The 25,509-nt window shown below is 30.5% G+C and carries 34 protein-coding genes and 1 tRNA gene; 16 read left to right on the top strand and 19 right to left on the bottom strand.

Translation table 11 applies throughout. From position 1 onward, the window contains the following. The first annotated feature begins 2 nt into the window (after positions 1–2). Positions 3–272 (top strand): hypothetical protein, encoded by a 270-nt coding sequence (locus P9515_RS09945; protein ID WP_011819457.1) that lies wholly within the window; start codon positions 3–5, stop codon positions 270–272. On the opposite strand, the gene P9515_RS00650 is transcribed toward P9515_RS09945, so the two are convergent. Further along, on the bottom strand, positions 223–1,155 hold the full coding sequence (locus P9515_RS00650) for a TIGR01777 family oxidoreductase (RefSeq protein ID WP_011819458.1): 933 nt from the start codon (positions 1,153–1,155) through the stop codon (positions 223–225). The genes P9515_RS09945 and P9515_RS00650 overlap by 50 nt on opposite strands. 137 nt (positions 1,156–1,292) lie before the next feature. Here P9515_RS00650 and P9515_RS00655 point away from each other — a divergent pair, with 137 nt between their 5' ends. Next, positions 1,293–1,535, top strand: a complete 243-nt coding sequence (locus P9515_RS00655; protein WP_011819459.1) for an NAD(P)H-quinone oxidoreductase subunit O — start codon at positions 1,293–1,295, stop codon at positions 1,533–1,535. 4 nt (positions 1,536–1,539) lie between these two features. Here the strand turns inward: P9515_RS00655 and P9515_RS00660 are convergent, their stop codons facing one another. Both P9515_RS00660 and cysK read right to left on the bottom strand, forming a co-directional pair. Then, entirely contained in the window at positions 1,540–2,217 is a 678-nt protein-coding gene (locus P9515_RS00660; RefSeq protein ID WP_011819460.1) for a J domain-containing protein, read from the bottom strand. A 16-nt stretch (positions 2,218–2,233) separates the two neighbouring features. Beyond that, complete coding sequence (cysK, locus tag P9515_RS00665) at positions 2,234–3,202, bottom strand: cysteine synthase A (RefSeq protein WP_011819461.1); 969 nt, start codon at positions 3,200–3,202, stop codon at positions 2,234–2,236. Positions 3,203–3,360: 158 nt separating this feature from the next. On the opposite strand from cysK, the gene P9515_RS00670 reads away from it, so the two are divergent. From P9515_RS00670 to P9515_RS00680, 3 genes are all read left to right on the top strand, one after another. Continuing rightward, a complete protein-coding gene (locus tag P9515_RS00670; protein ID WP_011819462.1) occupies positions 3,361–3,630 on the top strand; it encodes a UPF0367 protein family in 270 nt (89 codons plus the stop codon). 1 nt (position 3,631) lies between these two features. Then, a complete protein-coding gene (locus P9515_RS00675; RefSeq protein ID WP_011819463.1) occupies positions 3,632–4,315 on the top strand; it encodes an ABC transporter ATP-binding protein in 684 nt (227 codons plus the stop codon). A gap of 48 nt (positions 4,316–4,363) precedes the next feature. Then, positions 4,364–4,435 (top strand) — tRNA-Asn (locus P9515_RS00680). Between the two features lie 326 nt (positions 4,436–4,761). Here the strand turns inward: P9515_RS00680 and P9515_RS00690 are convergent. The 8 genes from P9515_RS00690 to P9515_RS00725 all read right to left on the bottom strand — a co-directional run bounded on the left by P9515_RS00690 (position 4,762) and on the right by P9515_RS00725 (position 7,028). Beyond that, on the bottom strand, positions 4,762–5,169 hold the full coding sequence (locus P9515_RS00690) for a hypothetical protein (RefSeq protein ID WP_011819464.1): 408 nt from the start codon (positions 5,167–5,169) through the stop codon (positions 4,762–4,764). Continuing rightward, complete coding sequence (locus P9515_RS00695; protein WP_041710538.1) at positions 5,169–5,402, bottom strand: hypothetical protein; 234 nt, start codon at positions 5,400–5,402, stop codon at positions 5,169–5,171. Before P9515_RS00695 ends, P9515_RS00690 begins: the two co-directional genes overlap by 1 nt. After that, positions 5,399–5,584 carry a hypothetical protein gene (locus P9515_RS00700; RefSeq protein WP_011819466.1) on the bottom strand — a complete coding sequence of 62 codons (186 nt, stop codon included), beginning with the start codon at positions 5,582–5,584 and terminating at the stop codon, positions 5,399–5,401. The genes P9515_RS00695 and P9515_RS00700 overlap by 4 nt, the downstream gene beginning before the upstream one ends. Continuing rightward, positions 5,581–5,784 carry a hypothetical protein gene (locus P9515_RS00705; protein WP_011819467.1) on the bottom strand — a complete coding sequence of 68 codons (204 nt, stop codon included), beginning with the start codon at positions 5,782–5,784 and terminating at the stop codon, positions 5,581–5,583. Before P9515_RS00705 ends, P9515_RS00700 begins: the two co-directional genes overlap by 4 nt. Positions 5,785–5,823: 39 nt before the next feature. Continuing rightward, positions 5,824–6,180, bottom strand: coding sequence for a hypothetical protein (locus tag P9515_RS00710; protein ID WP_011819468.1), 357 nt, complete (start codon positions 6,178–6,180; stop codon positions 5,824–5,826). Between the two features lie 90 nt (positions 6,181–6,270). Beyond that, positions 6,271–6,588 carry a hypothetical protein gene (locus tag P9515_RS00715; protein ID WP_011819469.1) on the bottom strand — a complete coding sequence of 106 codons (318 nt, stop codon included), beginning with the start codon at positions 6,586–6,588 and terminating at the stop codon, positions 6,271–6,273. Positions 6,589–6,594: 6 nt separating this feature from the next. Continuing rightward, a complete protein-coding gene (locus P9515_RS00720) occupies positions 6,595–6,783 on the bottom strand; it encodes a hypothetical protein (RefSeq protein ID WP_011819470.1) in 189 nt (62 codons plus the stop codon). 29 nt (positions 6,784–6,812) lie between these two features. After that, positions 6,813–7,028, bottom strand: coding sequence for a hypothetical protein (locus P9515_RS00725; protein ID WP_011819471.1), 216 nt, complete (start codon positions 7,026–7,028; stop codon positions 6,813–6,815). An 84-nt stretch (positions 7,029–7,112) separates the two neighbouring features. Here P9515_RS00725 and P9515_RS09570 point away from each other — a divergent pair, with 84 nt between their 5' ends. Together P9515_RS09570 and P9515_RS09575 are read left to right on the top strand one after the other, a co-directional pair. Further along, complete coding sequence (locus tag P9515_RS09570; RefSeq protein WP_011819472.1) at positions 7,113–7,271, top strand: hypothetical protein; 159 nt, start codon at positions 7,113–7,115, stop codon at positions 7,269–7,271. Between the two features lie 23 nt (positions 7,272–7,294). Continuing rightward, positions 7,295–7,441 (top strand): hypothetical protein, encoded by a 147-nt coding sequence (locus tag P9515_RS09575; protein ID WP_011819473.1) that lies wholly within the window; start codon positions 7,295–7,297, stop codon positions 7,439–7,441. Between the two features lie 196 nt (positions 7,442–7,637). Here the strand turns inward: P9515_RS09575 and P9515_RS00730 are convergent, their stop codons facing one another. Next, positions 7,638–7,943 (bottom strand): hypothetical protein, encoded by a 306-nt coding sequence (locus tag P9515_RS00730; protein WP_041710676.1) that lies wholly within the window; start codon positions 7,941–7,943, stop codon positions 7,638–7,640. A gap of 115 nt (positions 7,944–8,058) precedes the next feature. On the opposite strand from P9515_RS00730, the gene P9515_RS09470 reads away from it, so the two are divergent. Then, positions 8,059–8,289: a hypothetical protein gene (locus P9515_RS09470; protein ID WP_144038773.1), complete on the top strand. Its 231-nt coding sequence runs from the start codon at positions 8,059–8,061 to the stop codon at positions 8,287–8,289. A gap of 201 nt (positions 8,290–8,490) precedes the next feature. Further along, positions 8,491–9,120 (top strand): cation efflux transmembrane domain-containing protein, encoded by a 630-nt coding sequence (locus tag P9515_RS00735; RefSeq protein ID WP_011819475.1) that lies wholly within the window; start codon positions 8,491–8,493, stop codon positions 9,118–9,120. 3 nt (positions 9,121–9,123) lie between these two features. Here P9515_RS00735 and rfbB read toward each other — a convergent pair whose 3' ends face one another. Beyond that, the gene (gene rfbB, locus P9515_RS00740) at positions 9,124–10,197 is read right to left on the bottom strand and encodes a dTDP-glucose 4,6-dehydratase (RefSeq protein WP_011819476.1); all 1,074 of its coding nucleotides are present in this window, start codon (positions 10,195–10,197) and stop codon (positions 9,124–9,126) included. A gap of 107 nt (positions 10,198–10,304) precedes the next feature. On the opposite strand from rfbB, the gene P9515_RS00745 reads away from it, so the two are divergent. Next, complete coding sequence (locus P9515_RS00745) at positions 10,305–11,447, top strand: glycosyltransferase family 61 protein (protein WP_011819477.1); 1,143 nt, start codon at positions 10,305–10,307, stop codon at positions 11,445–11,447. 72 nt (positions 11,448–11,519) lie between these two features. Here P9515_RS00745 and P9515_RS00750 read toward each other — a convergent pair whose 3' ends face one another. Together P9515_RS00750 and P9515_RS00755 are read right to left on the bottom strand one after the other, a co-directional pair. Further along, positions 11,520–13,178 (bottom strand): ATP-binding cassette domain-containing protein, encoded by a 1,659-nt coding sequence (locus P9515_RS00750; protein WP_011819478.1) that lies wholly within the window; start codon positions 13,176–13,178, stop codon positions 11,520–11,522. Between the two features lie 600 nt (positions 13,179–13,778). Next, on the bottom strand, positions 13,779–14,138 hold the full coding sequence (locus P9515_RS00755) for a DUF7326 family protein (protein WP_011819479.1): 360 nt from the start codon (positions 14,136–14,138) through the stop codon (positions 13,779–13,781). 421 nt (positions 14,139–14,559) lie between these two features. Between P9515_RS00755 and P9515_RS00760 the strand changes: the two genes are divergently transcribed. Beyond that, a complete protein-coding gene (locus tag P9515_RS00760; RefSeq protein ID WP_011819480.1) occupies positions 14,560–15,342 on the top strand; it encodes a response regulator transcription factor in 783 nt (260 codons plus the stop codon). A gap of 3 nt (positions 15,343–15,345) precedes the next feature. Here P9515_RS00760 and P9515_RS00765 read toward each other — a convergent pair whose 3' ends face one another. From P9515_RS00765 to P9515_RS00775, 3 genes are read right to left on the bottom strand one after another with little or no spacing between them, the layout of a single operon-like run. Further along, positions 15,346–16,305, bottom strand: coding sequence for a DNA polymerase III subunit delta' (locus tag P9515_RS00765; RefSeq protein WP_011819481.1), 960 nt, complete (start codon positions 16,303–16,305; stop codon positions 15,346–15,348). Between the two features lie 3 nt (positions 16,306–16,308). Then, complete coding sequence (gene tmk / locus P9515_RS00770; protein WP_011819482.1) at positions 16,309–16,941, bottom strand: dTMP kinase; 633 nt, start codon at positions 16,939–16,941, stop codon at positions 16,309–16,311. Then, positions 16,942–19,239: a heavy metal translocating P-type ATPase gene (locus P9515_RS00775; protein WP_011819483.1), complete on the bottom strand. Its 2,298-nt coding sequence runs from the start codon at positions 19,237–19,239 to the stop codon at positions 16,942–16,944. Between the two features lie 119 nt (positions 19,240–19,358). Here P9515_RS00775 and P9515_RS00780 point away from each other — a divergent pair, with 119 nt between their 5' ends. Further along, on the top strand, positions 19,359–19,880 hold the full coding sequence (locus P9515_RS00780; protein ID WP_011819484.1) for a photosystem I assembly protein Ycf3: 522 nt from the start codon (positions 19,359–19,361) through the stop codon (positions 19,878–19,880). Between the two features lie 10 nt (positions 19,881–19,890). Here the strand turns inward: P9515_RS00780 and radA are convergent, their stop codons facing one another. Beyond that, positions 19,891–21,243 (bottom strand): DNA repair protein RadA, encoded by a 1,353-nt coding sequence (radA, locus tag P9515_RS00785; RefSeq protein WP_011819485.1) that lies wholly within the window; start codon positions 21,241–21,243, stop codon positions 19,891–19,893. A 105-nt stretch (positions 21,244–21,348) separates the two neighbouring features. Here radA and rpaB point away from each other — a divergent pair, with 105 nt between their 5' ends. The 4 genes from rpaB to fabD are packed head-to-tail and all read left to right on the top strand — an operon-like array spanning position 21,349 to position 25,508. Then, the gene (gene rpaB / locus P9515_RS00790) at positions 21,349–22,095 is read left to right on the top strand and encodes a response regulator transcription factor RpaB (RefSeq protein ID WP_011131773.1); all 747 of its coding nucleotides are present in this window, start codon (positions 21,349–21,351) and stop codon (positions 22,093–22,095) included. Beyond that, a complete protein-coding gene (gene plsX / locus P9515_RS00795; protein ID WP_011819486.1) occupies positions 22,096–23,550 on the top strand; it encodes a phosphate acyltransferase PlsX in 1,455 nt (484 codons plus the stop codon). Positions 23,551–23,603: 53 nt separating this feature from the next. Further along, positions 23,604–24,611, top strand: coding sequence for a beta-ketoacyl-ACP synthase III (locus P9515_RS00800; protein ID WP_011819487.1), 1,008 nt, complete (start codon positions 23,604–23,606; stop codon positions 24,609–24,611). 18 nt (positions 24,612–24,629) lie between these two features. Then, positions 24,630–25,508, top strand: coding sequence for an ACP S-malonyltransferase (gene fabD, locus P9515_RS00805; RefSeq protein ID WP_011819488.1), 879 nt, complete (start codon positions 24,630–24,632; stop codon positions 25,506–25,508). The last annotated feature ends 1 nt before the right edge of the window (position 25,509 follow it).

Here is a 25,509-nt window from a genome sequence, read left to right on the forward strand (position 1 = left end):
AAATGACTAATGAGAAATCTCAATCTAAATTAAAAGATATTATTGATAATTTTTTATTGATAAATTTATTTGTTGTAATTTTTTTTGCAATATTTTTTATTTTTGCAGTAATTATGGAAATAAATGGTGTATTCATTTTCCTTGATTTTTTTCAGAATCTTTGGAACCCTCTTATAGTGCCACTTATCACTATCTTAATTCTAAGTACATTAATAAGTGGAATTAATTCTTGGTGGAGGCGTAAATGGCTTTCTCAAGAAGAGGATATTTGAATTTATACATTTTTTCTTTTAATTTAATACTTATTACTTTCTGTCCCTCTAAAACTAATTTTGCTCCATCACCTAATAGTAATTTCAATATTGTTCCTGGTACTGGGAGTAAATCTGGTCTATTGAGACATCTCCCTAAACTTTTAGAGAAATCTTTCATTAGTACTGGTTCGGGCGCAACAGCATTAAAAACGCCAGTAAATTGTTGATCTACTAATGCTTTACTAATTAATCCACATAAGTCACTTCTGTGAATCCAACTCATCCATTGCTTTCCATCTCCGATTGGGCCTCCCAATCCAATTTTAAAAACAGGAAGCATTTTTCCTAATGCTCCTCCTTCTGCTTCTAAGACTATTCCAATTCTAAAAATGACTAATCTTGAGAAGAATGGTTTTTCGTTAGCAACATCTTCCCATTTTTTGCAAAGGTTTGCTAGAAAATCATTGCCACATCTACTATTTTCATTAAATTCATTAGTGAGACTTGTTCCATAAAAACCTATTGCGGAAGCATTAATGATGACTTTTGGGATAATTCTGGATTTTTTTAATGTTTCCATCAAAAACTTAGTTGAATTAATCCTACTTTTTTCAATCTCTTCTTTTTGAAGCTCGTTCCATTTTTTATCTGCTATTGGTTCACCTATTAAATTAATTATCCCTTCACAATTTTTTAAATTATTTAAAAGATGTTCATCTTCCCAGTTTTGTTTTTTTGATAAATCGATCTTAAGAAATTTAAATTTATCCAGTGGAATATTTAATTTCAAGTTATTAATATTTTTTCTGCTAATAATACAAAGTTCGTGGCCCTCTTTGAGCAAAGCTGGTACTAATTCTTTTCCCACAAAGCCTGTACATCCTAGGAGTAAAAGACGCATTTTATTAATTAAGTAATCATCTAAGACTATTAAATTTTTATTGTAATTGTAATTATTATGATGTAATCAGTTTAAAAAAAAATTAAAGAAAAAAGTTTTTGTATAATAGTTTTGGAAATTAATAAATAAATCTTCTTATGAGTGAGACTATACCCAAAAAGCCTCTAAAGAAAGGTAGCTTAGTTTTTGTAGATAAAAATATTTATGATAAGAGTATCGAAGCTTTAGCTAGCGATTCAGATTTGCCTGCTTATATATTCGAAGGTCCAGGAGAAATATTAGGAATTAAGGAAGAGTATGCTCAGGTACGATGGCGTCGACCTGTTCCTGATGTCTGGTTTAAACTAGATCAACTGAAAGAATATTTAGCCTCAGAATAATTATTCAGGAAATTATAGATTTTTTATCAAAACCCATTTTTAATTGAATTCTTTTTGCCTCTTGCATCATCTCTTTACCATCAAATAAATAATCATCTACATATCCTTGTGTATATTTGTCTAGTTCTGATAAAGCATCTTTAACTTGAGAAAAACAATGATAAAGATCTAAACCAAAAGAAGATATTGTATGTGGCACAGATTTTGACTTATAAAGTTCATCAACTTTTTCAATTTTTTTTTGGGAAAGGTTAATATAACTACAAAATTTATCCATTAATTCTTCATCATAAGGATCAGCAGATAGCTCTTTTATTTCTTGATTCAAAGGTTTTATTATTTGGCTAATAAATCTATTCGAGGGATAATAAATATTCTTTATCCAATTTTTAACTTCGATATCCTTTACTGCTGAACTATATTTTGTAGTATTAACTTTCTCTGCCCAATTCTCATTATTGAAATTAGATGATTGGTTTAAAGACAAGAGTGTTTTATCATATTGTTCTTTTTTAATAGGATCATTAAGAGTTTCCCATGCATCTTGTATTGCCAGAAATCTATCTTTTTCCCCTCCTGTATCAGGATGATGTTGTTTTACTAAGCGACGATAAGAAGATTTTATTTCGCTTTTAGTCGCATTTTTTTTTAAGCCTAACTCTTCATAAAAATTTTTGATCATATCTAAATACCTCTTTTTATAAATAACCGTCTTGTCTAGCCTGAACGACAGTATTAGATTCAAACATTGCTGTTGATAAATATCTTTCACCGAAACTTGGAAGGATTACTATTAATCTTTTTTTAATAAATTCTTTCCTTTTACCAATTTTTATTGCTGCGGCTAAAGCAGCCCCACTACTAATTCCTGATAAAAGACCCTCAAGTCGAGCTAATAATCTCCCATAATAAAATGCATCATCATCATCTATCTTGATTATTTCGTCTATTAACTGGGTATTGAGGACTTTAGGAATGAAGCCTGCACCTATTCCTTGGATCGAGTGAGAACTTGGCTTTTCTCCAGATATAACTGCACTTTTTGCAGGCTCAACTGCGTAAATTTTGCAATTTGGATTCACTTTTTTTAAAAATCTAGCGCACCCAGTTATTGTTCCTCCAGTACCAACCCCAGATACTAATCCATCAATATTTTGATTAGATTGATCCCAAATTTCTTTTGCTGTTGTTCTTTCATGAATCTCAGGATTCGCGAGATTTTCAAACTGGTTAAATTGAAAGCTATTTGGAATACTTGAAGATAATTCATTCGCTAATTCTAATGCCCCTCTCATTCCCTCTGTGCCTGGAGTAAGTTGCAATTCTGCACCATAAGCTCGAAGCATTGCCCTTCTCTCAATACTCATGGTGTCTGGCATGGTTAGTATCAATCTATAGCCTTTAGCTGCTGCAACCATTGCTAAAGCTATGCCAGTATTCCCACTTGTTGCTTCAATTAAGGTCGTTTTTCCTGGAAGTATTAAACCATCTTCTTCGGCTGAATTTAACATAGAATACGCTATGCGATCTTTAACAGATGCTGATGGATTGAAACTTTCAAGTTTAGCTATAATTTCAGTATGACACTTACAGTAATCTTTAATACGATCTAATTTAACTAAAGGTGTGTTACCAACTAAGGAGGTGATATCGCTTGCGATTTCCATGGAGAAAAAGTCTACAAAAAATGAATTTGTTTATCTTAATGATAATTGCATGTATAGATCTTTTAAAAAAAAATTTTTTAATTGAAGTTAATTTAAAAACAATTTTTTATAAAAGATTGTTCTATAGTTTGTTTATAATAATGTAATCACAATTTTTTATGTATTCTCTTGAAATAAGTCTCAGATATTCCCCTTTCCCCCTTTCGATTCAGAAGAAGGATTATGAGGATGTTAAAAGAATCTATGATGAAATTAAAGATTTTATGCAAGGTAAAAACACCAATTCTGACTTAATTGAAATAAGCTGTGAAAAGGTTCAGGATAAATTAATTACGGTTCTTGCTAAAGAGGTTATTTCCGTTCAGATATATGAAAAGTCCTCAGTCGCAGGGGGTTCAAAAAGACCGGGATTTTCTCTAGATATTTGATATGAGCGAGCTGCAGGATACTTTTAAAAATAAAGTACCCAAAATAACTTTTCAGAATGTGAGTTTTTCATGGCCAGGAAAAAAAGAGCACATAATCAATAACTGTAGCTTCTCTATTAATAAAACAGGGTTATGGATGATTGTTGGTAAGAATGGGAGTGGTAAGAGTACCTTGCTAAAGTTAATTAATGGGCTTCTTAAACCAAGTAATGGAGTTATAAACAATTTAGCTAATGTTGGGATGGTTTTTCAAAATCCTGACCATCAAATTTTAATGCCAAATTGTAGGAGCGAACTTCTTCTCAATATAAGTAAAAAATTAAGTAGAACAGATATTACTAAAAAAATTGATTTTGCACTCAACACAGTTGGATTACCTGGATTTGAAAAAAGACCAATTCATACTTTAAGTGGTGGTCAAAAACAGCGATTGACAATTGCCTGTTCCTTGATAAGCGATAAGAATTTTGTTCTTTTGGACGAGCCCACATCGCTATTGGATAGTTCTAGTCAATTAAAAGTTTTAGAAATAATTAAAGATCTTACAAATAATAAAAGAAATCCTTTTACCGCTTTATGGATTACGCATCGTTTAGAGGAATTAAGTTACTCAGATGCGGTTGCAGAGATGAAGAATGGAAATTTATCAGATTGGCAAAAACCATTAAACTTTCAATATAATTAATACTTAGCCCTTGTCATAAGGGACATGAAAGGGTTAAATTTTATATGTTCCTCGGTAGCTCAGCGGTAGAGCGATCGACTGTTAATCGATTGGTCGCAGGTTCGAATCCCGCCCGGGGAGTTCAATTTCACAAGACCTCAAGTGATTTCATTCGAGGTCTTTTTTATTTCCCTGACTGATTTTTATGAAGAAATAGAAGATCAGACATGCTCAGGATACACCAGATTCACCATTCTGGTGGTGGCGATATGGTGGCGAAATAGGAATTTTCATGGTGGCGAAAAATTAAATCAAATTTATAAATTTTCTCAAAAAATTAAACATAAAAAAAAGACCAGAGAAAGGTGTCTCTGGTATGTAAATTAAATCTTAAAAGTTAATTCTTTTTCTTAGAGCGAATATCTATTTTCCCCATATCTATTTATTTGATTATTGAAAAGATGATTTTATTTTGATGAATTCGCTTTCATTCTCATTTTATAGAAACTCTCTTCGCATCTCATTATCATTCCTTTGTATCCCTCAGGAAAACTAGGCATATAGTTTTTCAATATAAAATCTTCTGGGAAAACGCCTTTAATTAGAAAGACCACTTTTTTATCTTTTTTAATTAGGAAATGTGGAGGGAAATCCTTCATTAATTTTTCCCAAGTTTCATCTGAGGCAATCATTCCTTTGTAATCATCAGGGAAATGCTCTCTCATGATTGGTTTAACTGCAAGGGAAGCAGGAAATCCAGTGAGGATACGAAAGTAAACTACTTTCTTTTGCTCTAAAACAAAATATGGAAATGGTATGGGTTTTTTCCCGTATTTCTTTGCATATTCATCTGTATATTGCGATTTTCTTATCATTATTTTTTGATTTTCTTCTCAAACTCTTTAAACGATGATTTCAATTGTCCTTTATTTTCAACTGGATCATCTTTATCCAACCCTCTGATTTTTCTCCATCTGGAGTACATATAACCCAGATAGATCCCTTGCATAAAATTCTTTGCTCCATTCTCTAAAAGATTCTTCTGAAATTTATCGTTAAATCTTCCACTTTCTAATAATTCTTTTTTCCAATCTATTTCTTTCTTCATTGCTGTTGCTGCTCCTCTTGTCTTTTCTTCAATTTTTCGTATTCCACATGCAGAACACCTAAACGCCAAGCACCTTTTAATCCTTTTACACCTCCCATTAGGAGTTTTGCGTCAGAAGGCGAGTGAGATTTCATGTTTAAGAAATCTTTTTGCCAAGAAGTGTCGTCCCATTTATTGCTCATACTTTCCCCCCATACTTTTTGAACTCATCCAAAGAATTTACAACTATGCTCTTGTAATCACTTGGAAACCTTTGCTTCATTATATCTGGGATTTCTAAGCAATCTGGATAGGGATTATGCAAATAAAAGATCACTTCCTTCTTTCCCTTCAAAACGATGTAATTAGATAGTCCCCCTGCATAATTATTCTCTTTTTTCATACTGCCACCTCTTGTCTAACAATTCTTTGAACCATTGATCTAATATTCCATATCATCATTGAAATCATATCCATATCCATTTTCAGTATTTGTAAGTTCTTCCAAAACTAATCTTTCAATACTCTCCTCAAATGGGACATTTTCTTCCTGAAGCATTGCAACTCCATCACCGTGTTCAATGATATTAGTGAATGCTTTTGTGATATCCATTTTAATATCAACATCAGAGTAATCCTTATCAATTCCTTTGAATTGGTTGAGAGCACCAATTCGTTTTAACTTAACTAAATCAGGATCTCTATCTACTTTTTCTGGATACATTCCATCAAAAAATTTTATAAAGAAAGCGTTTACGCTCTCTTGAAGAATCGAAAGTTTATCAACAGCACTATCCATAATAATTCTTTGGATTTCCTAAACCATTTTTATCATTTTAAAGAACTTGTCAATTAATTTTGTAAGGGTGGATTCGATAACTTTAATAAATTAGTTAATTATTTTTTTAATTTTTTCTAAATTCCATTTATCAAATATTAATTTCATTTCCCTTTCGTAGTTTCTTACTTTCTTTGAGAAAGGTAGTTGTTGAATAATTATCCCAAAGGGCAATCTAATAAAAGAAGAAATATAAACTATATAAAACTCAACGAAAGATGGTTTTTTTGGAAGCGGTAAATTTTTTACATATGCCCAATCAATGCATGGTTTTAGTTGCTCATCACTAGCAGCAATATTTTTTCTACATCTCCACCAAGAGAATAGATAAATGCAAATAAAAATCGGTAGTGGAAGAAGTCGCAACATTAAATATCAAGGAGAATTTTTCTTTTTGATTGAATCAAAGGTTTCTTTATTACATATCCTCATTTTGTAAGTGGGGTAACGTGTATGCCACCACTTATTGACCGCCATCGCAATCTGACTTTTAGGATTGCCACAAATATGAACCCATAGAGTTTTATCAGATTCCCTTTTGAAGTGTTCCCATGAGGTACTCATAGATTCATATTAGAGTGATAGTTTAGTTTTTATGAAAACTCTTTAAAGTCAAAAGAAAAATGAGGAGAATCAAGAGGTTCTTCCTGAATATCTGAATATCTTATGCCGTGCGCTTCCGCAATATCTTCATCTTCAAATAACTCATCGTATCTTATGCACTCATTATCTACAAAGTCGGTGAGTGCTTTTGACTCCTGAATTATTTCTACTCCTATTGAATGTGAAAAGATAGTCTTAACAACCACAAAGCACTTCTACTCGGGTATTATTACCCTATGAATTTAAAGTAAATAGGGGGATAATAAAGGGGTAGAGATATAGGAGGTTTTATGAGACTCACCACTCCATTCACTGCCTTCAGAAATGCAACTTCAGATATTTGGAGAATGCATGACTTTAACTATCAATTACCAAAAGATCAAAGGCAAGGATATTGGGAAAAAGAATGCATAGATCATCCAACCAGTGCTCATTGCAAAGTTTACTAATTAACAATTAATAAGGAGGTTTTATGAAACTCATTACTCCATTCACTATCCTCAATCAAAAATTTCATGAAATGGATTTGATTAGAGATGCAATGAAGAACAGAAGATTAGCAACAGAAAGATTGCATGATGATCTCAGGAAAATGTACAAAAAGCATCAATTTGCTTAAATCTTTAATCCTTGTTTAATCAAAGTCTTAGACCACCATTCCATTAATTTGCTTCTCTTATCTAAAAGAGTCGAGCGATCATAATGACCTCTAGTGCTATTTAGATGTCCCATTCTTCCTAATTGACGATCAATAATTTCATAATCAAAATTATGTTCTTGACTTGCTGTTATGGGTAATTTTTAATCTCTTATTGCTATGACTTTCCTATTTTTGAACCCATACCTTTCTTGAGTTCCTTTTGATATGCCTCTTTGCTTGAGATTATGATATCTTCAATCGATAATTTATTAAATAATGACTTTCCTATTTTTGAACCCATACCTTTCTTGAGTTCCTTTTGATATGCCTCTTTGCTTGAGATTATGATATCTTCAATCGATAATTTATTAAATAATGACTTTCCTATTTTTGAACCCATACCTTTCTTAAGTTCCTTTTGATATGCCTCTTTGCTTGAGAGTGTGATATCTTCAATCGATAATTTATTAAATAATGACATTTTTATTTGTAAAATTGCTTTGTAGATGATCACTTAAGTTCTCAATTCTTTTATAACCCATAGCAATTTGCACTTCAATTGTGTGAGATCTTTTTTTACAAATTTTCCTATTTTGATGAAACGATCAATTGTTGATACTGAAATACCAAGTAGATCTGATACTTCTTTCATGCTTAAAAATGGACGATTTGGTGCGTTCATGTGGTGGCGATATGGTGGCGAAAATGCCCAAATCTTCTATTTTTTTATTTCATATTCTGTCAGGGACTATCAGGAAATATTAATTCGATTTCCGCTCGGGGAGTTATATTTTCAAGTTCCAAAGACTTCAAGTTATTCCACTTGAGGTCTTTTTCTCTCTCAAGAAAAGTTAGTAGATACCAATAACATCTAAAATTTTAATATATCTTCCATTATTAAAAAAAATTTTGGTTAATGATTTCATATGTGGATTGAAATTTATATTTAGTTTCAGGCGTATTTAATAGAAATAGTAAATTTCAGGTTAGAGTTAAATGTCAAAGTCTTTTCTCTCTATAAAAATTTAATGAGTAATAATTGTTGTCAAAATAAAACCAAAGATATAAAAAAAATTCAAAAACAACACTCTAATGTTTTATGGATTGTTCTTTTTATAAATCTTATAATGTTCGTTATCGAACTTGTGGGCGGGTTGAATGCAAAATCTTTAGCACTCAATGGGGATTCGCTTGATATGCTTGGTGATTCTCTAGTCTATGGAAGTAGCTTATTCGTAATTTATAAATCCAAATATGCGCAAGCAAGAGTGGCATTGCTAAAAGGTTTTATTATGTTTGGATTTGGATTGATAATTCTTATTAGAGGTTTATATAAATTATATATATGGTCAATACCCTTTACTCAAACAATGCAAAGTCTTGGAATTCTCGCTTTAGCAGCAAATTTATCTTGCTTATTTCTTTTGACGAAGTATAGAAAAGATAATCTAAATTTGTCTTCAGTTTGGTTGTGTTCAAGAAACGATATTACTGCAAACGTATCAATTCTGATTTCTGCATGGATAACAAATATCTATTCCTCTCCCGTACCAGATATTATGGTTGGTTTTCTACTGACATTCGTTTTTATCAAATCTTCTTTGAAAGTCATTAAAGCATCTCAAAAGGAATTATCTTTAGGTATGAATCAACTTTAATATTTATTTCTTATTTCCAATTCTATTGCCTGCGTAACCTGATTTTTGCATCATTGAATGAATCCACTTAGAGTGATTCAGATACCAATAAATAGTTTTTTTTAACCCATCTTCAAAAGTTACTTTAGGAGTCCAACCTAACTTTTCTTTGATTAAATTTGAATTTATGGCGTATCTAATATCATGCCCCGGTCTGTCTGTAACATTTTTAATAAGAGATTCATGAGGAAATTCTTTGGGAGCAACCGCATCAAGAATTTTACATATTTGAAGTTGAACTTCTTTATTAGTTCTCTCACCAAATCCCCCTATACAGTAACTCTTTCCAACTTCTCCCTTTTCAGCGATAAGTAATAAAGCTTCTACATGATCTTCTACATATAACCAATCTCTTACATTTAAACCATTTCCATAAAGAGGTATTTTTTCCCCTTTAATTCCTTTTAAAATACTTAAAGGGATAAGTTTTTCTGGGAATTGATATGGCCCAAAGTTGTTACTACAATTCGAAATTATAGTAGGTAAACCATATGTATGGTACCAACTTTGTGCCAAATGATCACTAGAGGCTTTACTAGCAGAATATGGACTTCGAGGAGAATATTTAGTATTCTCATCAAATTTTCCATCTAATCCCAATGATCCGAAGACTTCATCTGTGCTTATGTGAATAAATCTAAATAATTGTTTTTTATTATCACTTAATTTTTTCCAATAAGCTCTTGAGGCCTCAAGTAAATTAAAAGTTCCTATGATGTTGCTCTCTATAAATTTTAATGGGTTATCAATTGATCGATCAACATGACTTTCAGCTGCAAGATGTATTATCAAATTAGGATTTATCTCTTTGACTAAATTTTCTAATATTTCTTTGTTCCTTAAATCAATTTTCAAGAAGAAATGTCTAAATTTATAGTCCTCTGAATTTTTTATCCACGATAAGTCACTTGCATAGCCCATTTGATCCAAGTTATAAACAACCCAGTCTTTTTTTTCTTGCAATATCTTTCTTATTAAAGTCCCTCCAATAAAGCCTGCTCCTCCCGTAACAATTATCTTATATTTGTTTTTTATCATGAAATATGTAAAATAAATAAATTTTTCTTTATAAAAGAAACTTTAAATAATGATAGGATATTCCTAAATTAGCTCTTATTTATTAATAGCAATAATTATATTTTTTAATGTATTCAAAAATAAAAAACAAACTTAGGTTTAATAGAGTTACAAGAATAATCAGGTTTAAAAATAGGATATCTGCTAATGAAGCATGTACCTATTGGCTGAAAAATAATAAAAACAAATTCACATATGAAGATAATAATATTAATTCCTTTAATTTGGATATCACACCAATAGATCAAAAACCTATTCCCTTGTATTTCCTCTGGGCAAACCCTGTAATATCAAGAGCAAGGTTTATCTATTCTTTCAACAATGTAGTAGTTTCACCTTATGAATCTCATATCTATTTTTATGATATTGATAAATCGACATCAGATCTTGGAACTAAATTTGATAATGACAAATTATCCTTATTTGATTTTTATAAAAAGAATGAACTCTTCGCAGCTAAAGAGCTAAAAGGGAATGTTTTACATTTAGGTATTTCATCAAATCCTTCAAATTTTTATCATTGGATACATGAAATATATGCAAGGATATTAAGAATTAAAAAAAAATATGATCTTAACAAATTTGATTTTGTGATTATGCCTAAATTAAATAATAAATTTCAGAAGGAAGCTTTAGAGTTATTAGAATTTGATACAAGTAAAATTTTAAGTAGTGAAAAATTTTATAAATGTACTGGTAATTTAGTAACTGCCAATATAGATATTATTGCTTCAGGGTTAGATCTAAGAAACTTTTTTGCTAACAATCATGAACTAAAGAGCAATAAACTTAAAAAATATTTTTTAGATAGAGACTCTAATAGCGGAATACAAAAAAGAGAACTTATAAATTTTGATAGATTTAAATCTAAATATAAAGATGCAGGATTCGAATTTGTAAAACCTGAACAATTGTCTTTTAAAGAACAACTGAAAATATTTCTTTCTGCTAAATCTCTTGTTGGTGTAAGCGGATCTGCTTTCTGTCTTGTTTCATTAATGAATGAAGGTTCAAAAGTTGTAGAGATATTCTCCAAAAGTTTCGTTGATCCTGCTATTTCTAACATATGTGCAGCATCTAATTTAAAATATGGATTTTATATTGAAGATTCATATAGACCTAAAATTGAAAATAATTGGGTTAGAGATCTAAATTCAAAAATAAATGCGGATTTAATTGATCATGAAAAAATTATTAAATTCTTTATTTAGATCAATTAATCAAATCTAAATATTTTCTAAATAAATTTTTATTATATTTTTCAAATGTCGATTAATATTCTTTTAATTGGAGTCATATTTATATTTGTATTCTTTTATATTTTGGTACTTAATTAATTTTTTATTTTTTATTTCAAGTATATAATCGCAATTTTTCAATGTTTGTAATCTATGGGCAATCATTAAAACAGTTATCTCTGGATTATCAGTAATTATATTATCAAGGATGCTTTTTTCAGTTTCCGAATCTACAGAACTTGTCGCTTCATCAAGTATTAACAGAGAATGTTTCTTATAAAGTGCTCTTGCTATTGCTAATCGTTGCTTTTGGCCTCCACTTAACCTAATGCCATTCTCTCCGACAAAGGTCTGAAGCCCATAACTAAGAGAATTTACAAGATCTTGTAACATTGAAATTTTCACTACTTTATTTAGTAGTTTGTAGTCAATTTTAGATTTAGATTTCCCAAAAACTATATTTTCTTCAATAGTTCTATCTAATAAAAAATAATCTTGAGGGACACTGGATACTGATAATCTAAATCGACGAAATAGATTAGGGTCCATTTTTTTTTCATCTATATAGATATAACCAGAATTGGGTTTTATTAAGCCTAAAAGTATATCTATAAAAGTGGACTTCCCAGTTCCAGTTTTACCAACAATACCAATTACTTCTCCTCTCTTGATAACTAAGTTTATATTTTCTAGTACTGTATTTTCTTTATAAGAAAAACTAATATTTTCAAATCTAATTTTATTTTTTATTTCGAAATTATTTACTAATTTATCTCTTGAATTGTGTTTGTGCTTTTTGGTCTCCTTCAATAGTTGAACTACTGAATTTACACTTAATTTTTCTTGCCTTATAAAGAATACAGATCGAAATGTTTTTTGAAAAAGAGGCAATAATTTTTGCAATCCTAATATGAATGCCCCGCCTTTTGTAAGGTAGTTATAAAAATCAATTCCAGATAAATAAATAAATATGATCGATATTACAAGCCCAGACAATATTAATGACTCCATTAAGTATCTCGGGATTTGAGAAATAGTATTAGAGTTTGTGTTGGCTAAGGTATTTTGAATATTATTTTTATCATATTCTTGAATAAAAAAACTATGCGAATCATCTAAAATGATTTGTCTTATAAAACCTAATGATTCCTGAACTATTCTTATAATATTTTTCCTAGTTTCAAATATTATTTTCCCATAGACATCAACATATTTTTTTGTCGATTTAGATGCAATCACATAGAATAATAATGAAAAAGTAAAAATACAAATTATAATTTTAGAATCAATAATAAATAAAGAGATAGTAATACCTAAAATATTAAGAACTGAAAGACCTAGTAATAAGCTCTCAGAAATAACAGCTAAAGAGGACTCAAGCTGCTGTATCTGTGTACTAATTAATTGACTAGAATTTGTATTTAAATGATATTCATAGTCTTGATATAAAATTTCTTTATATAATTTTTTGCCTAATTCAATATTAAGAGTGCCCCCAAAATCATTTATTTTTTTTATACAAAAAATCTTTATTAATCCAGAAAATAATATTATTATTAAAAATGAAAAAGATATAAATATAAATAATTGATCAGTTTGTTGAAAATTAAAAAAATCTGAAATTCTTCTTAAGAACTCTATTTCTAATATCTTATTTGGATTGCTGACAAAAGATATGAAAGGAACCATTGTTCCTATTGTCATAAACTCTAAAAATGAATTTAAAAAAATAATAAATATTATAAAAATAAATTTTCTTTTTGTATGTTTACTTAAATATGAAACTAATTCAAAAATTTTAATCAAATAATTAGACTAGAGAATTTATACATATTTTAAGTTAACTGACATAAATAGCAATATTTGAAAATAAAAAGGCAATAATAATTTCAATTTAAGTATCTTGATTTTACGATTTTAAACTACCTCCTTGATCTGAGAGAGGATTCATTAGTTGACATTCCATCGATGCCCAATAGATAAGTTATTTACTCCACCCATTCATGAATTTTCTTTTTAAGAGAAAAAATTTGGATATATCTAAACAATTTATATGATATTTAGGCTTTTATTTTGGAATTTTTTTCAAGAATTAAACAATAATACAACTTAAATTAAAGATTAATATTTATTCTTTTTGTATAAGGAAAAATTTAGATAAAAAATCCCCTTTTAATAAATGGGGAAAGTTTTTTAAAGTATTTTATTAATTAATTTAGTAAGTAAAATCCTTTTATCTGTTGAAACGATATCAATATTATTATTGAAATTTAAATTCATCCCACACAAAATTTCAAAATTTAATTAGTCATCCCACATATCTTGTTTTGCCTTGTCAAGATTATTTTTCTCAAGCAATTCTAATCTTCGCTCTTGTGTATCTTCTTCAATATTTTGAATACTCTCGTTATTGATATATTTTTGTTGAATTTCAAGAATGATAATCTCAAATTGATCTCCATAAAAATCAGACATTTCCTGCCAAGCTTCCATTTCCTCCTCTTTACCTATTGTGTTATTTATTTGATGGCTAATAATTTCTAAAACAAATTCCGTTAATTCTTTATGACTCATGCTGTTAACTTTTTTTTGAATATAGTGTTCTTTTAGATGATGAAGCTGTTTTTTTGATAAATCAGCATATGTAATAGATTTCTTTTTCATAAATATTAGGTTTGTTTTTTAACTCAGTTAAACATTAGGATCTTAAAAAATATTTTAAGTTACTCAATTTTGTCATAATTATTTCAGGGAAACTTTAATTTAAAAATAAAAGCTTTCAATTGGAAGGTTAATAGTTATCTAATAAATTACTATCTTAAATATTTCCTTACTAGATTATTGTTTAAGTTACTGCAGTACAGCTCATGAATTTACATTCAATTATTAAGCAATTATTAAAATAATCGAAAGAAATTATAAAATTTATATCATCCTTTAGGCTGGTTTTTCCTTCTAATACCTTAGAGTCATTAGTTTTTTTTATTGTAATTACTCATTAAAGTTTTTATCTTAGGTCTGCAATCAATGTAAATTATTGAGAGAATATTACAAATTAACATTCAAGTTAAATAAATAGATAAATATGAAAATTTCAATCCTTTTGATAGAAGACGATCGTGATATGCGTGAATTAGTAGCTGGACATCTCGAGCATTCCGGTTTTGATGTGCAAAAAGCTGAAGATGGTATAAAAGGTCAAGCTTTAGCACTACAGTATTCACCTGACCTAATTCTTTTGGATCTAATGTTACCCAGTGTTGATGGCTTAACACTATGTCAAAGGTTAAGGAGGGATGAGAGAACATCAAATATTCCGATCTTAATGATTACAGCCTTGGGCGGGCTAAAAGATAAAGTAACTGGATTTAATTCAGGTGCTGATGATTACATAACAAAACCATTTGATCTTGAAGAATTACATGTCCGCATCAAAGCATTATTAAGAAGAACTAATAGAGCTCAATTGAATTCAACAAATCAACAAGAAATTTTAAATTACGGTCCTCTTACTCTTGTCCCAGAAAGATTTGAGGCTATTTGGTTTGAATCACCTGTAAGACTTACGCATTTAGAATTTGAACTGCTACATTGCTTGTTACAAAGGCATGGTCAAACAGTTTCACCGGCACTTATTTTAAAAGAAGTCTGGGGTTATGAGCCAGATGATGATATAGAGACAATTCGGGTTCATGTAAGACACTTAAGAACAAAATTAGAACCTGATCCTCGCAAGCCAACATATATTAAAACTGTTTACGGAGCAGGATATTGCCTTGAATTACCTGATGAAGCAAAAGTTGACGTTGCAAGTCAAAAATTTACAGAATCTAGAAATTCAAGTTTAATTAATACAGTGATTGAGTAATTTTTATAAATCTTCATTAGCTATTTTTAATAAGCTCACTTCCCAAGCTAGCCTTGGTTGGGTAAAATTCATGAGATGAATTTTCAATTTTTCTAATGTTTTAATTATCTTTTTATTTTTAGCTGTTTCCCAACATTTTTTTTGCATAAGGTTTACTAAGAATATCTGTTGATCTAACACTAGTTCCTCAGCAATTATTTTTGAAACTTTTAGTATTTCTAGATTATTCATCAATGGGAAGCTTAAATTATCTTTTATCTCGTTAGGTAATTCGTTCCACATTTTTATATTTTTCAGTATTTTCCCTGGAGAGCCATTCGCTGAATAAATTAAATCTTCTAAATTCACTTTTTCTTCATTGTTTAATATTGAATCATCTGTATTATTTTTTATAAAAATCTCAAGTTGTTTGTATGAAAAAGATTTAAATCTAATGAGTTGACATCTTGAGATAATAGTACCTAAAAGTGAACTTAATCTTGATGTTAAAAGAATAAACAGACCATTAGTGGGCTCTTCAAGTGTTTTTAAAAGGCAATTGGATGCAGCTTCATTTAAAAGGTCTGCATCAATAATTAAGACAATCTTTTTTCCTGATTCAATAGATTTTTGAGCCAAAAAATTTTTTATATTCCTTATTTGCTCAATTCTTATTGTTGCTTTTTTGTTTTTTGAAGAATCGGCTTCTGAACTATTTATAAGATTACCCTTGAAAACATATGTTGGCTCTATTAATAAAAAATCTGGATGGTTATTATCTATAATTTTTTCTTGAATATTTGAATTAGAAGAATCTTGAATAAAAATTTCTTTAATAAATTCAATAGCTGTTTGTTTTTTTCCAATACCTTCAGGGCCATAAAAAATATAACCGTTAGAAAATACTTTTGTTTGAAGTATATTTTCTAAAATTTGATTGACTTCTTTATTAATCAAAAGATTATCATTTTCAAGATTAATCATTCTTTAGTTACGAAAAGTTTTTAGTAACGTTTCTTTAATTTCATTAGAAATAGCAGTAATATTTTGGGTCGCAGATATTACTTTCCACTTTTTTTCTTTAGCGATCAACTTGAATCCTTCATTGACTTTTTGTAAAAAATTGATACCTTCGGATTCCATTCTGTCAGGGACAAAATTTTTTCTTCGTAAAATACTCTCCTCTGCTGAAATTTCCAGAAAAATAGTAAGGTCTGGATATTCTCCTTGACAAACAATTGATTCGATATTTTTTATTATTTCTAGATTGATATGTCTCCCATAGCCTTGATAAGCAAGTGTAGAGTCAGAAAATCTATCGCTAATTACCCAGTCCTCTTTTTTTAATGCAGGAGAAATTATTTTAGAAACATGTTCTGCTCTATCTGCAGAATAAAGTAACAACTCAGCAAGTGATGAAGGCTTATTATTTTTATTGTTGTCAAGTATTAAATTTCTAAGTTTTTTACCTAATAAGCTTCCCCCAGGTTCCCTAGTTTTTATTAATTTTGAATTCTTTCCCATTAGACCACTAGTAGGTAGCCATCTTGAAATCTCATCAATTTGGGTTGTTTTCCCACAACCATCTATTCCTTCAATAACAATAAATTTACCTTTCATTTATTCTAAAGATAAAGCATTGATTACAACGGTTATGGAACTTGTTGCCATTAATAATGCTGCGATAGAAGGTGTTAGAAGAATGCCATATTTAGGAAAAAGAATACCAGCAGCTAAAGGAATAGCAATCAAGTTGTAGCCAAAAGCCCAAAATATATTTTGCTTGATTTTTCTAATTGTTCTTTTTGCAAGACTAAGTGCATAAGGTAATCCAGATAAATGATCTCCCATTAAAACAACATCTGCATTTGCTTTTGCAATTTGAGTCCCTGAGCCAACCGCTATTCCTAAATTTGATGCGGCTAACGCTGGTGCGTCATTTATTCCATCTCCAATCATTGCTACTTTATAATTTTCTTTTAGATTTTCAATAATTTTCAATTTCATTTCTGGTAGAAGATCCCATTTTATTTCATCTTCTGGGCTACCTATTTTTTTTGCCAACTCAACTACAGTTTCTTTTCTATCTCCGCTTAAAATATTAATTTTGTAATTATCTTTTCTCAATTTTTGAACAGAACTTATCGAATCTTCTCTTAATAAATCACCTAATAAAATAAATCCAAGTAATTCATTATTAATACTCACACCAATAACTGAATGGGATTTATTTTCTTGTGTTTCGAGCATTTTTTGAGATTCACTATCAATTATTACTCCTTTGCTTATTAACCATTCAATGCTTCCAATATTAATTACTCCATCAATTGATTCAAGATCTCCTGAAATACCTCTTCCCGATTCTGTATGGATACTTTTGATTGGTAGTAAACTAAGATTTTGTTTGTTGGCTTCTTTGACTAATGCTTTAGCTATGGGATGTCTACTTTGACTTTCTAAACTTGCAGATACTTTTAACAGATATAAATTATCATCACTATTTATGTAGTTAATAATAAAAGGCTCTCCTTTTGTTAAAGTTCCTGTTTTATCAAAAATAATATGATTAATTTTTGAGGCCATTTCTATTTTGTCTCCTCCTTTAAATAAAATTCCTTTTTTTGCCGCTTTCCCTGAAGCAACAGTTATAACAGTGGGGGTAGCAAGACCTAAAGCGCAAGGGCATGCTATTACTAAAACTGCAATTGAAAGTTGTATGGCTAAACTTAAAAAATTTTCAGCATTACTTCCTAAAGAATTATGTAATGTATGGTTGGAGGCATCTATCAATCCATGATGATCATGTATTAACAAATCCGGCCAAATTTGTTTTGCTCCTTTCCACCAAAAAAAGAAACTTGATGTTGCAATGAAGAGTACAAAGTATGTGAATTTACCTGCAATTTGATCAGCAATTCTTTGAATAGGAGGTTTATTAAACTGTACTGATTCAATAAGATTAACCAGTTTTGCTAAAGAAGTATCATCTCCGACTTTTATGACTTTTAGTCTTAGTGTGGAATTTAGATTTAACGATCCATTAAGTAAATGCTCACCAGGGCGTACGTTTATAGGTTTAGATTCCCCAGTAATGTGAGAAACATCTAAAGATGAATTTCCTTCAATAACAGTACAGTCAGCAGGCACTCTATCTCCAGCTAACAATTGAATTTCATCTCCAGGTTTTAAAGAATGTACTCTGACTGATTTGACTTTATTTTCTTCTAAATAAATATTTGCCATTTCTGGTTGTAGATCTAACAATTCTCCAATTGAAGAACCTGTATGGTACTTGGCTCTTTCTTCTAAAAAACGTCCAATGAGGATAAATCCTAATAACATTACTGGTTCATTAAAAAAACAAGGAAAACCAGTTGATGGAAATATTAATGATAAAAGACTTGTTATATAGGCACTAGTTACTCCAAGAGCTACTAAAGAATCCATATCTGGTCGATTTCTTAAAAATGATTTAAATCCTTTAATTAATATCTCCCTACCAGGAAATAATAAAGCTGTTGTTGCGAGTAGAGCATGAAAAAACAAATTTCCTAATATTGGTAAATTTAAATAGCCTCCCTCTGCTAAATGCCCTAGACCTGAAAGTAATAAAAGTAAAAGTGCAAAAGTGAGTTTTTTCCATTGATTAACCCACTTCTTTTTTTTTTCTAATTGAACTTTATTTACTTTTTTTGAAAAGTCATTAATGTATATCTTTGAAGGGAATCCGCTTTGATTAAGGTTTTCTAAAACCTGATCAATATTTTGAAAAGTTTTATTAACTTCTATATAGGCGCTCTCAGTTAGTAAGTTTACAGAGACATTTTCGATTCCATCGGAATTTTTCAATATATTTTCTACCGTGTTAACACATCCCCCACATTTCATGCCGTTTATATTTAATTGAATACTCTTCATGTTTGTTGCAATGAAAGCAAATTAATGCTTAGTTTTATTCATAATAATAATAATAAATGTTATAGACTTTTTAAATAGTTAATTCTTAATTGACTAATTTAATTTTATTACAAAAAAAAGTGCCAAATAATCAAAACAGAGACAATTTTATAGATAAAGCTTTTACTGTAATTGCTGAATCTATTGTCAAAATCATGCCAATTGCTGATAAAGAAAAAAAAGCTTACATCTATTATCGAGATGGTTTAGCTGCGCAAAATAATGGCGATTATTCAGAAGCATTGGAATACTATAAAGAGAGCTTATTATTAGAAGAAAATAAAATTGATAGAGGAGAAACTTTAAAAAATATGGCAATAATATATATGAGTAATGGAGAAGAGGATTTATCCATAGAAACTTATCAAAAAGCTTTAGTTGAAAATCCTAAACAGCCATCTTGTCTTAAAAACATAGGATTGATTTATGAAAAAAGGGGAAGATATGCTGAACAGAATGGTGACTTAGATCAAAGAGATATGTGGTTTGATAAAGCTGCTCAAGTTTGGTCTAAAGCTGTGAGGCTTTATCCTGGTGGATATTTAGATATTGAAAATTGGTTAAAAACTTCTGGAAGAAGTTCAATTGATATTTATCTTTAGATTTTTTGATTCACTCTTTTAGAACATAATTCATAGCTTCATTAATATTTGAAATTTCTTTAATCTTTATGAGAGTTTGAAAATTATCTTTAATTTCACAAGTTGTTTTAGGTATCAAAATATTTTTGAAACCAAGTCTAATAGCTTCATCAATTTTGGTTCGAAGATTATTTGCCTGCCTTACCTGACCACTTAAACCTAATTCGCCTACAAATGAACAATTTATTAAGGGGGGAATATTTTTCAAGCTTGATAAGATTGATATTGCAACCCCCAAATCTGAAGATGGGTCATTTATTTCAAACCCGCCTCCTGTTGCTATATAACAGTCATAATCTGATAATTTAATCCCAACATGTTTTTCAATGACTGCTAATATTTGATGTAGTCTGTTGATACTGATTCCTGTAGTTGTTCGTCTTGGGTTAGTGTAAAAAGTTTTATTCACCAAAGCTTGAATATCTACTGCAAATGGTCTAGATCCCTCATTAGTTATCGTAGTTGTGACGCCGGATATATTTTCTTTATTTGTGAAAATTGAACTAGGGTTCCCAACTTCTTTTAACCCATTTTCTAACATTTCGAAAATTCCAATTTCAAAAGTAGATCCAAACCTATTTTTTACACTTCTGAGTAATCTATGTGAGGCAATATTATCTCCCTCAAAGTTAAGAACAACATCTACTAAATGTTCTAAAGTTTTTGGACCTGCAAGAGCCCCCTCTTTAGTGACATGACCAATTATCAAGAGCGCTATATTATTTTCTTTTGCCAGGTTTTGAAGTTCAGATGAGCAAGCCCGAACCTGGGAAACAGAGCCCGGGGAACTTTCCATTTCATCATTATTAATAGCTTGGATACTATCAATAATCGCAAAACTAGGCTTAATTTTTTTTATCTCTTCAATAATTAAAGATAAGTTTGTTTCTGCATAGATTTTTAAATCTAGGCTGCTTTGATTTAATCGTTCCCATCTTATTTTTACTTGTTCTAAAGATTCCTCTGCGGTGATGTATAAAACTTTTTCATTCAGAGAGATTATCCCTGCAGATTGCAGCACTATTGTACTTTTACCAATTCCTGGTTCTCCCCCAAGTAAAACTAAAGATCCTGGTACTATTCCACCCCCTAGAACTCTGTCAAATTCCTTAAAACCACTCGTAAATCTTGATATTGTATTTAGTTCAATTTCATGAAATAGCTTTGATTTTTTACTTTTGGTAATATTTGTTGTTTTGGATCTTGAAATTTTCCTTTCTTCAACGATTGTATTCCATTCATTACAATTTACGCACCTACCAAAGTATTGAGAAGTTTCAGATCCGCAATTTTGACAAATAAAAGTCGAAAATTTACTAGACATTAAATTTTTTTTAGATTGACGAACTGAGATGTTTGGGAATATGCCCCTCTACAAGTTAGATTGGGTTAAACATAAATTCTCTTCCAGATTAGCTAATAGAAACAAATGGCTGTATCTAGTCAAACTAAAGAAACAATTCTTGTCGCTGATGACGAGGCAAGCATTAGAAGAATTCTCGAGACTCGTCTCTCAATGATTGGTTACAAAGTGGTAACTGCTTGTGATGGTAAGGAAGCATTAAAATTATTCAAAGATTATGACCCTGATTTGGTTGTCCTTGATGTGATGATGCCAAAATTAGACGGATATGGAGTCTGTCAAGAATTAAGGAAAGATTCAGATGTACCCATAGTTATGTTGACTGCATTAGGTGATGTTGCAGATAGAATTACAGGATTAGAATTAGGTGCTGATGATTATGTTGTCAAACCATTTAGTCCGAAAGAGTTAGAAGCTAGAATTCGATGTGTATTAAGACGAATAGATAAAGAACAACTTCCTGGAATGCCAAATTCAGGGTTGATTTTGGTTACGGATATTAAAATTGATACAAATCGAAGACAAGTTTTTAAAAGTGATGAAAGGATAAGATTAACTGGCATGGAATTTAGTCTCTTAGAGCTTTTAGTCAGTCGCTCAGGAGAGCCATTTAGTCGCGGAGAGATTTTGAAAGAAGTTTGGGGCTATACACCTGAAAGACATGTAGATACGAGAGTAGTGGATGTTCACATATCGCGATTAAGGTCAAAATTAGAAGCTGATCCTGCAAATCCAGAATTAATTCTTACAGCAAGAGGAACAGGATATCTTTTTCAGAGAATAGTTGATATATCTCCATTTGACGGTAAATAGATGGAAAAAGATTCTTCTAATAAAAAGTCTAGAGCTATAAGAAGATTAGTTATTTGGTACAAAAGAAATTCTGCTGTAACATCAATAGTTGATACTGCTGCTAATTCTGCTGTTACTGCAGGCAATGTTGCAGGTAATGTGGTTTCGGGTGCGGGTTCTGTAGTAAATACTGCAAGTAATGTTGCAGGTAATGTGGTATCGGGTGCGGGTTCTGTAGTAAATACTGCAAGTAATGTTGCAGGTAATGTTGCAGGTAATGTAGTCTCTAGTGCTGAATCAGTTGTTAACACTGCTAGTAGTGTTGTTTCAAATGCTAGTTCAATTGCAAAAAATACCTTGCAGCCATTAGTATTTGACCCTTTAAAACGGTTACAAAATAATGATAATTATATAAATAAAGAAGAGATATCAAATCCCAAAAGGATTTGGATAGCAGTTGATGGTATGGGTGGTGATTATGCACCTGTGCCTATTTTGGAGGGCTGCCTAGATGCTATTAGCAGATTTCCAATCAATATAAAGTTTGTAGGAAAAATTGAAAAAGTTAGATGTGAAGCAGAAAAAGCTGGTCTAATAGATTTATTAGAAAAAGAAATTGATAATAATCGTCTTGAATTAATAGATAGCGGGGATCCAATAGGCATGAATGAAGAAGCAACAGCAGTGAGAAAAAGAAAAGATGCAAGTATAAATGTTGCTATGGATTTGGTTAAAAATAATAAGGCAGAAGCTGTTTACTCGGCAGGTAACTCAGGTGCTCTTATGGCCTCTGCAATATTTAGAATAGGGAGATTAAAGGGGATCGAACGCCCTGCCATAGGAGCATTGTTTCCAACTAGAGATCAAACTCGACCTGTATTAGTATTAGACGTGGGCGCAAATACTGATTGTAAGCCCTCTTATCTTCATCAATTTGCACTTCTAGGGAATGTTTATGCCAAAGATGTTTTACAAATAGAAAAACCACGAATTGGCTTATTGAATATTGGAGAAGAAGAATGCAAAGGAAATGATTTATCTTTAAAAACATTTAAATTATTGTCCCAAGAAAAAAGTTTTAATTTTGGGGGTAATTGTGAAGGTAGAGATGTTTTGTCTGGCAATTTTGATGTAGTCGTTTGCGATGGCTTTACAGGTAATGTATTACTTAAATTTCTTGAGTCAGTTGGAGGGGTTCTATTAGATATTTTAAGATCCGAATTACCAAGAGGAAGAAGGGGTAAGGTTGGTTCTGCGTTTTTAAAAAGTAATTTAATAAGAATTAAAAAAAGGTTAGACCATGCTGAACATGGAGGAGCATTATTGCTTGGGGTTAATGGTATTTGTGTGATTGGCCATGGTAGTAGTAAATCTTTATCTGTAGTAAGTGCTTTGCGGTTGGCTCATTCTGCTGTAAATCATAATGTAATGGAAAATTTAAATCAACTTCAAAAGCTTCAAGTTTTAAATTCATAAAACATATTTTGACAGATTTATGTTTGACTTATATAAGTAATTAGATAATTCTTTTGGAAGTAATAAATTCAAATCAAATTGGAGTTTCATTTAAAGGCAGTGGAAGTTATGTACCTCATCAAATCCTAACGAATCATGAAATTAGCAAAAAAGTAGATACTAGTGATGAATGGATAAAATCTAGAACAGGTATCTCTCAGAGAAGAATCTCTGGATTATCCGAAAATGTTAGTGAGATGGGTTATAAAGCAGGATTGGCCGCAATTGAGATGGCTAAATGGGATATTGAAACAATTGATCTGATAATTTTAGCTACATCAACTCCACATGATTTATTTGGTTCTGCTCCAGAAATTCAATCAAAACTCGGCGCAAATAATGCTGTGGCTTTTGATTTGACAGCTGCTTGCAGCGGTTTTTTATTTGCTGTAATAACGGCTACTCAATTTTTAAAAGCAGGAAGTTACAGGAGAGCTATAGTAATAGGCTCTGATCAACTTTCAAGTTATGTAGATTGGAATGATAGGAGAAGTTGTATCTTATTTGGAGATGGAGCGGGTGCATTAGCAATTGAAGCTACAAATGAATTTGATAATTTAATTGGTTTTAGTATGAGAACTGATGGTCAGAGAGGTTCTTTCTTAAATCTTCCATCTCAAAAAAATAATGATCAAATTATTGATAATATTAATTTCTCAAGTGGGGGTTTTTCTACAATTGCGATGAATGGACAAGAAGTATATAAATTTGCAGTTAGAGAGGTACCATTAATTATTGATAATTTATTTAAAAAAACAAATTTTAATTCTGAGAAAATTAATTGGCTTCTATTACATCAAGCAAATCAAAGAATACTAGATTCTGTTGGAGACAGATTAAATATTTCATCAGAAAAGATTCTCAGTAATTTAAGTAACTATGGAAACACTTCAGCAGCAACAATTCCTTTAATGCTAGATGAGGCTATAAGAAATAAGAAAATTAAAGAAAATGATATTATTGCCACTAGTGGTTTTGGTGCTGGGTTAAGTTGGGGTGCAGCCCTGATTCGATGGGGTTAAAAATAAAAAAGGTTTATTATGACAGTAGCTTGGGTATTCCCTGGTCAGGGTTCGCAAAAAATTGGAATGGCAAATGAAATTATAGATTTGCCAAATGCAAAAAATAGGTTTAATTATGCCTCTGAATTATTCGGCAAGAATTTATTACAAATTTGTGAACTAGATTCTGCTGGTTTAAGTAATACAAAGAACACTCAAATTTGCCTTTTTTTGGTAGAGTCAGTTTTATTAGATGCTTTAAAAGAAAATGGTTTTAAACCAAACTATATCGCTGGACATAGTTTAGGAGAAATTACGGCTTTGTATTGTGCCGATGTTTTATCTTTTGAAGATTGTGTATCACTTATAAAAGTTAGATCTGGATTAATGGGAGATGCTGCCAAGGGATCTATGGCAGCATTAATTAGTTTTGATAGAGATCAATTGGATTTACTGGTAAAGGAGATTGATGATCTCGTCATAGCAAACGATAATAGCTCCACTCAAGTTGTTTTATCAGGAAGCGAACAGGCTTTAGATAATATTTCAAAACGAATTACGGCTAAAAGATTCCTTAAATTAAATGTTTCAGGTGCTTTTCATTCACCATTCATGAAAGAACCATCATTTCAGTTTTCGAAATATCTAGACACTCTTGAATTTAATCAGCCTTCTTTTTCTGTTATAAGTAATTCCAATCCATCACTATGTAATGATCCAAATGAGCTTAAGGTTAGGTTAAAAAATCAAATGTGTAACGGTGTCAGATGGCGGGAAACTATGGATTTAATGAGAGAAAATGGTATTCTCCAAATGGTTGAAATTGGCCCATCTAATGTTTTAGGTGGTTTAGCAAAAAGGCATTTAAAGGATATAAAAATTTCTCAAATCTCATCTTCAGATCAAATTAAATACTAAT

Origin of the sequence: Prochlorococcus marinus str. MIT 9515 (genome assembly GCF_000015665.1) — a bacterium.
Taxonomy (GTDB): Bacteria; Cyanobacteriota; Cyanobacteriia; order PCC-6307; family Cyanobiaceae; genus Prochlorococcus_A; species Prochlorococcus_A marinus_P.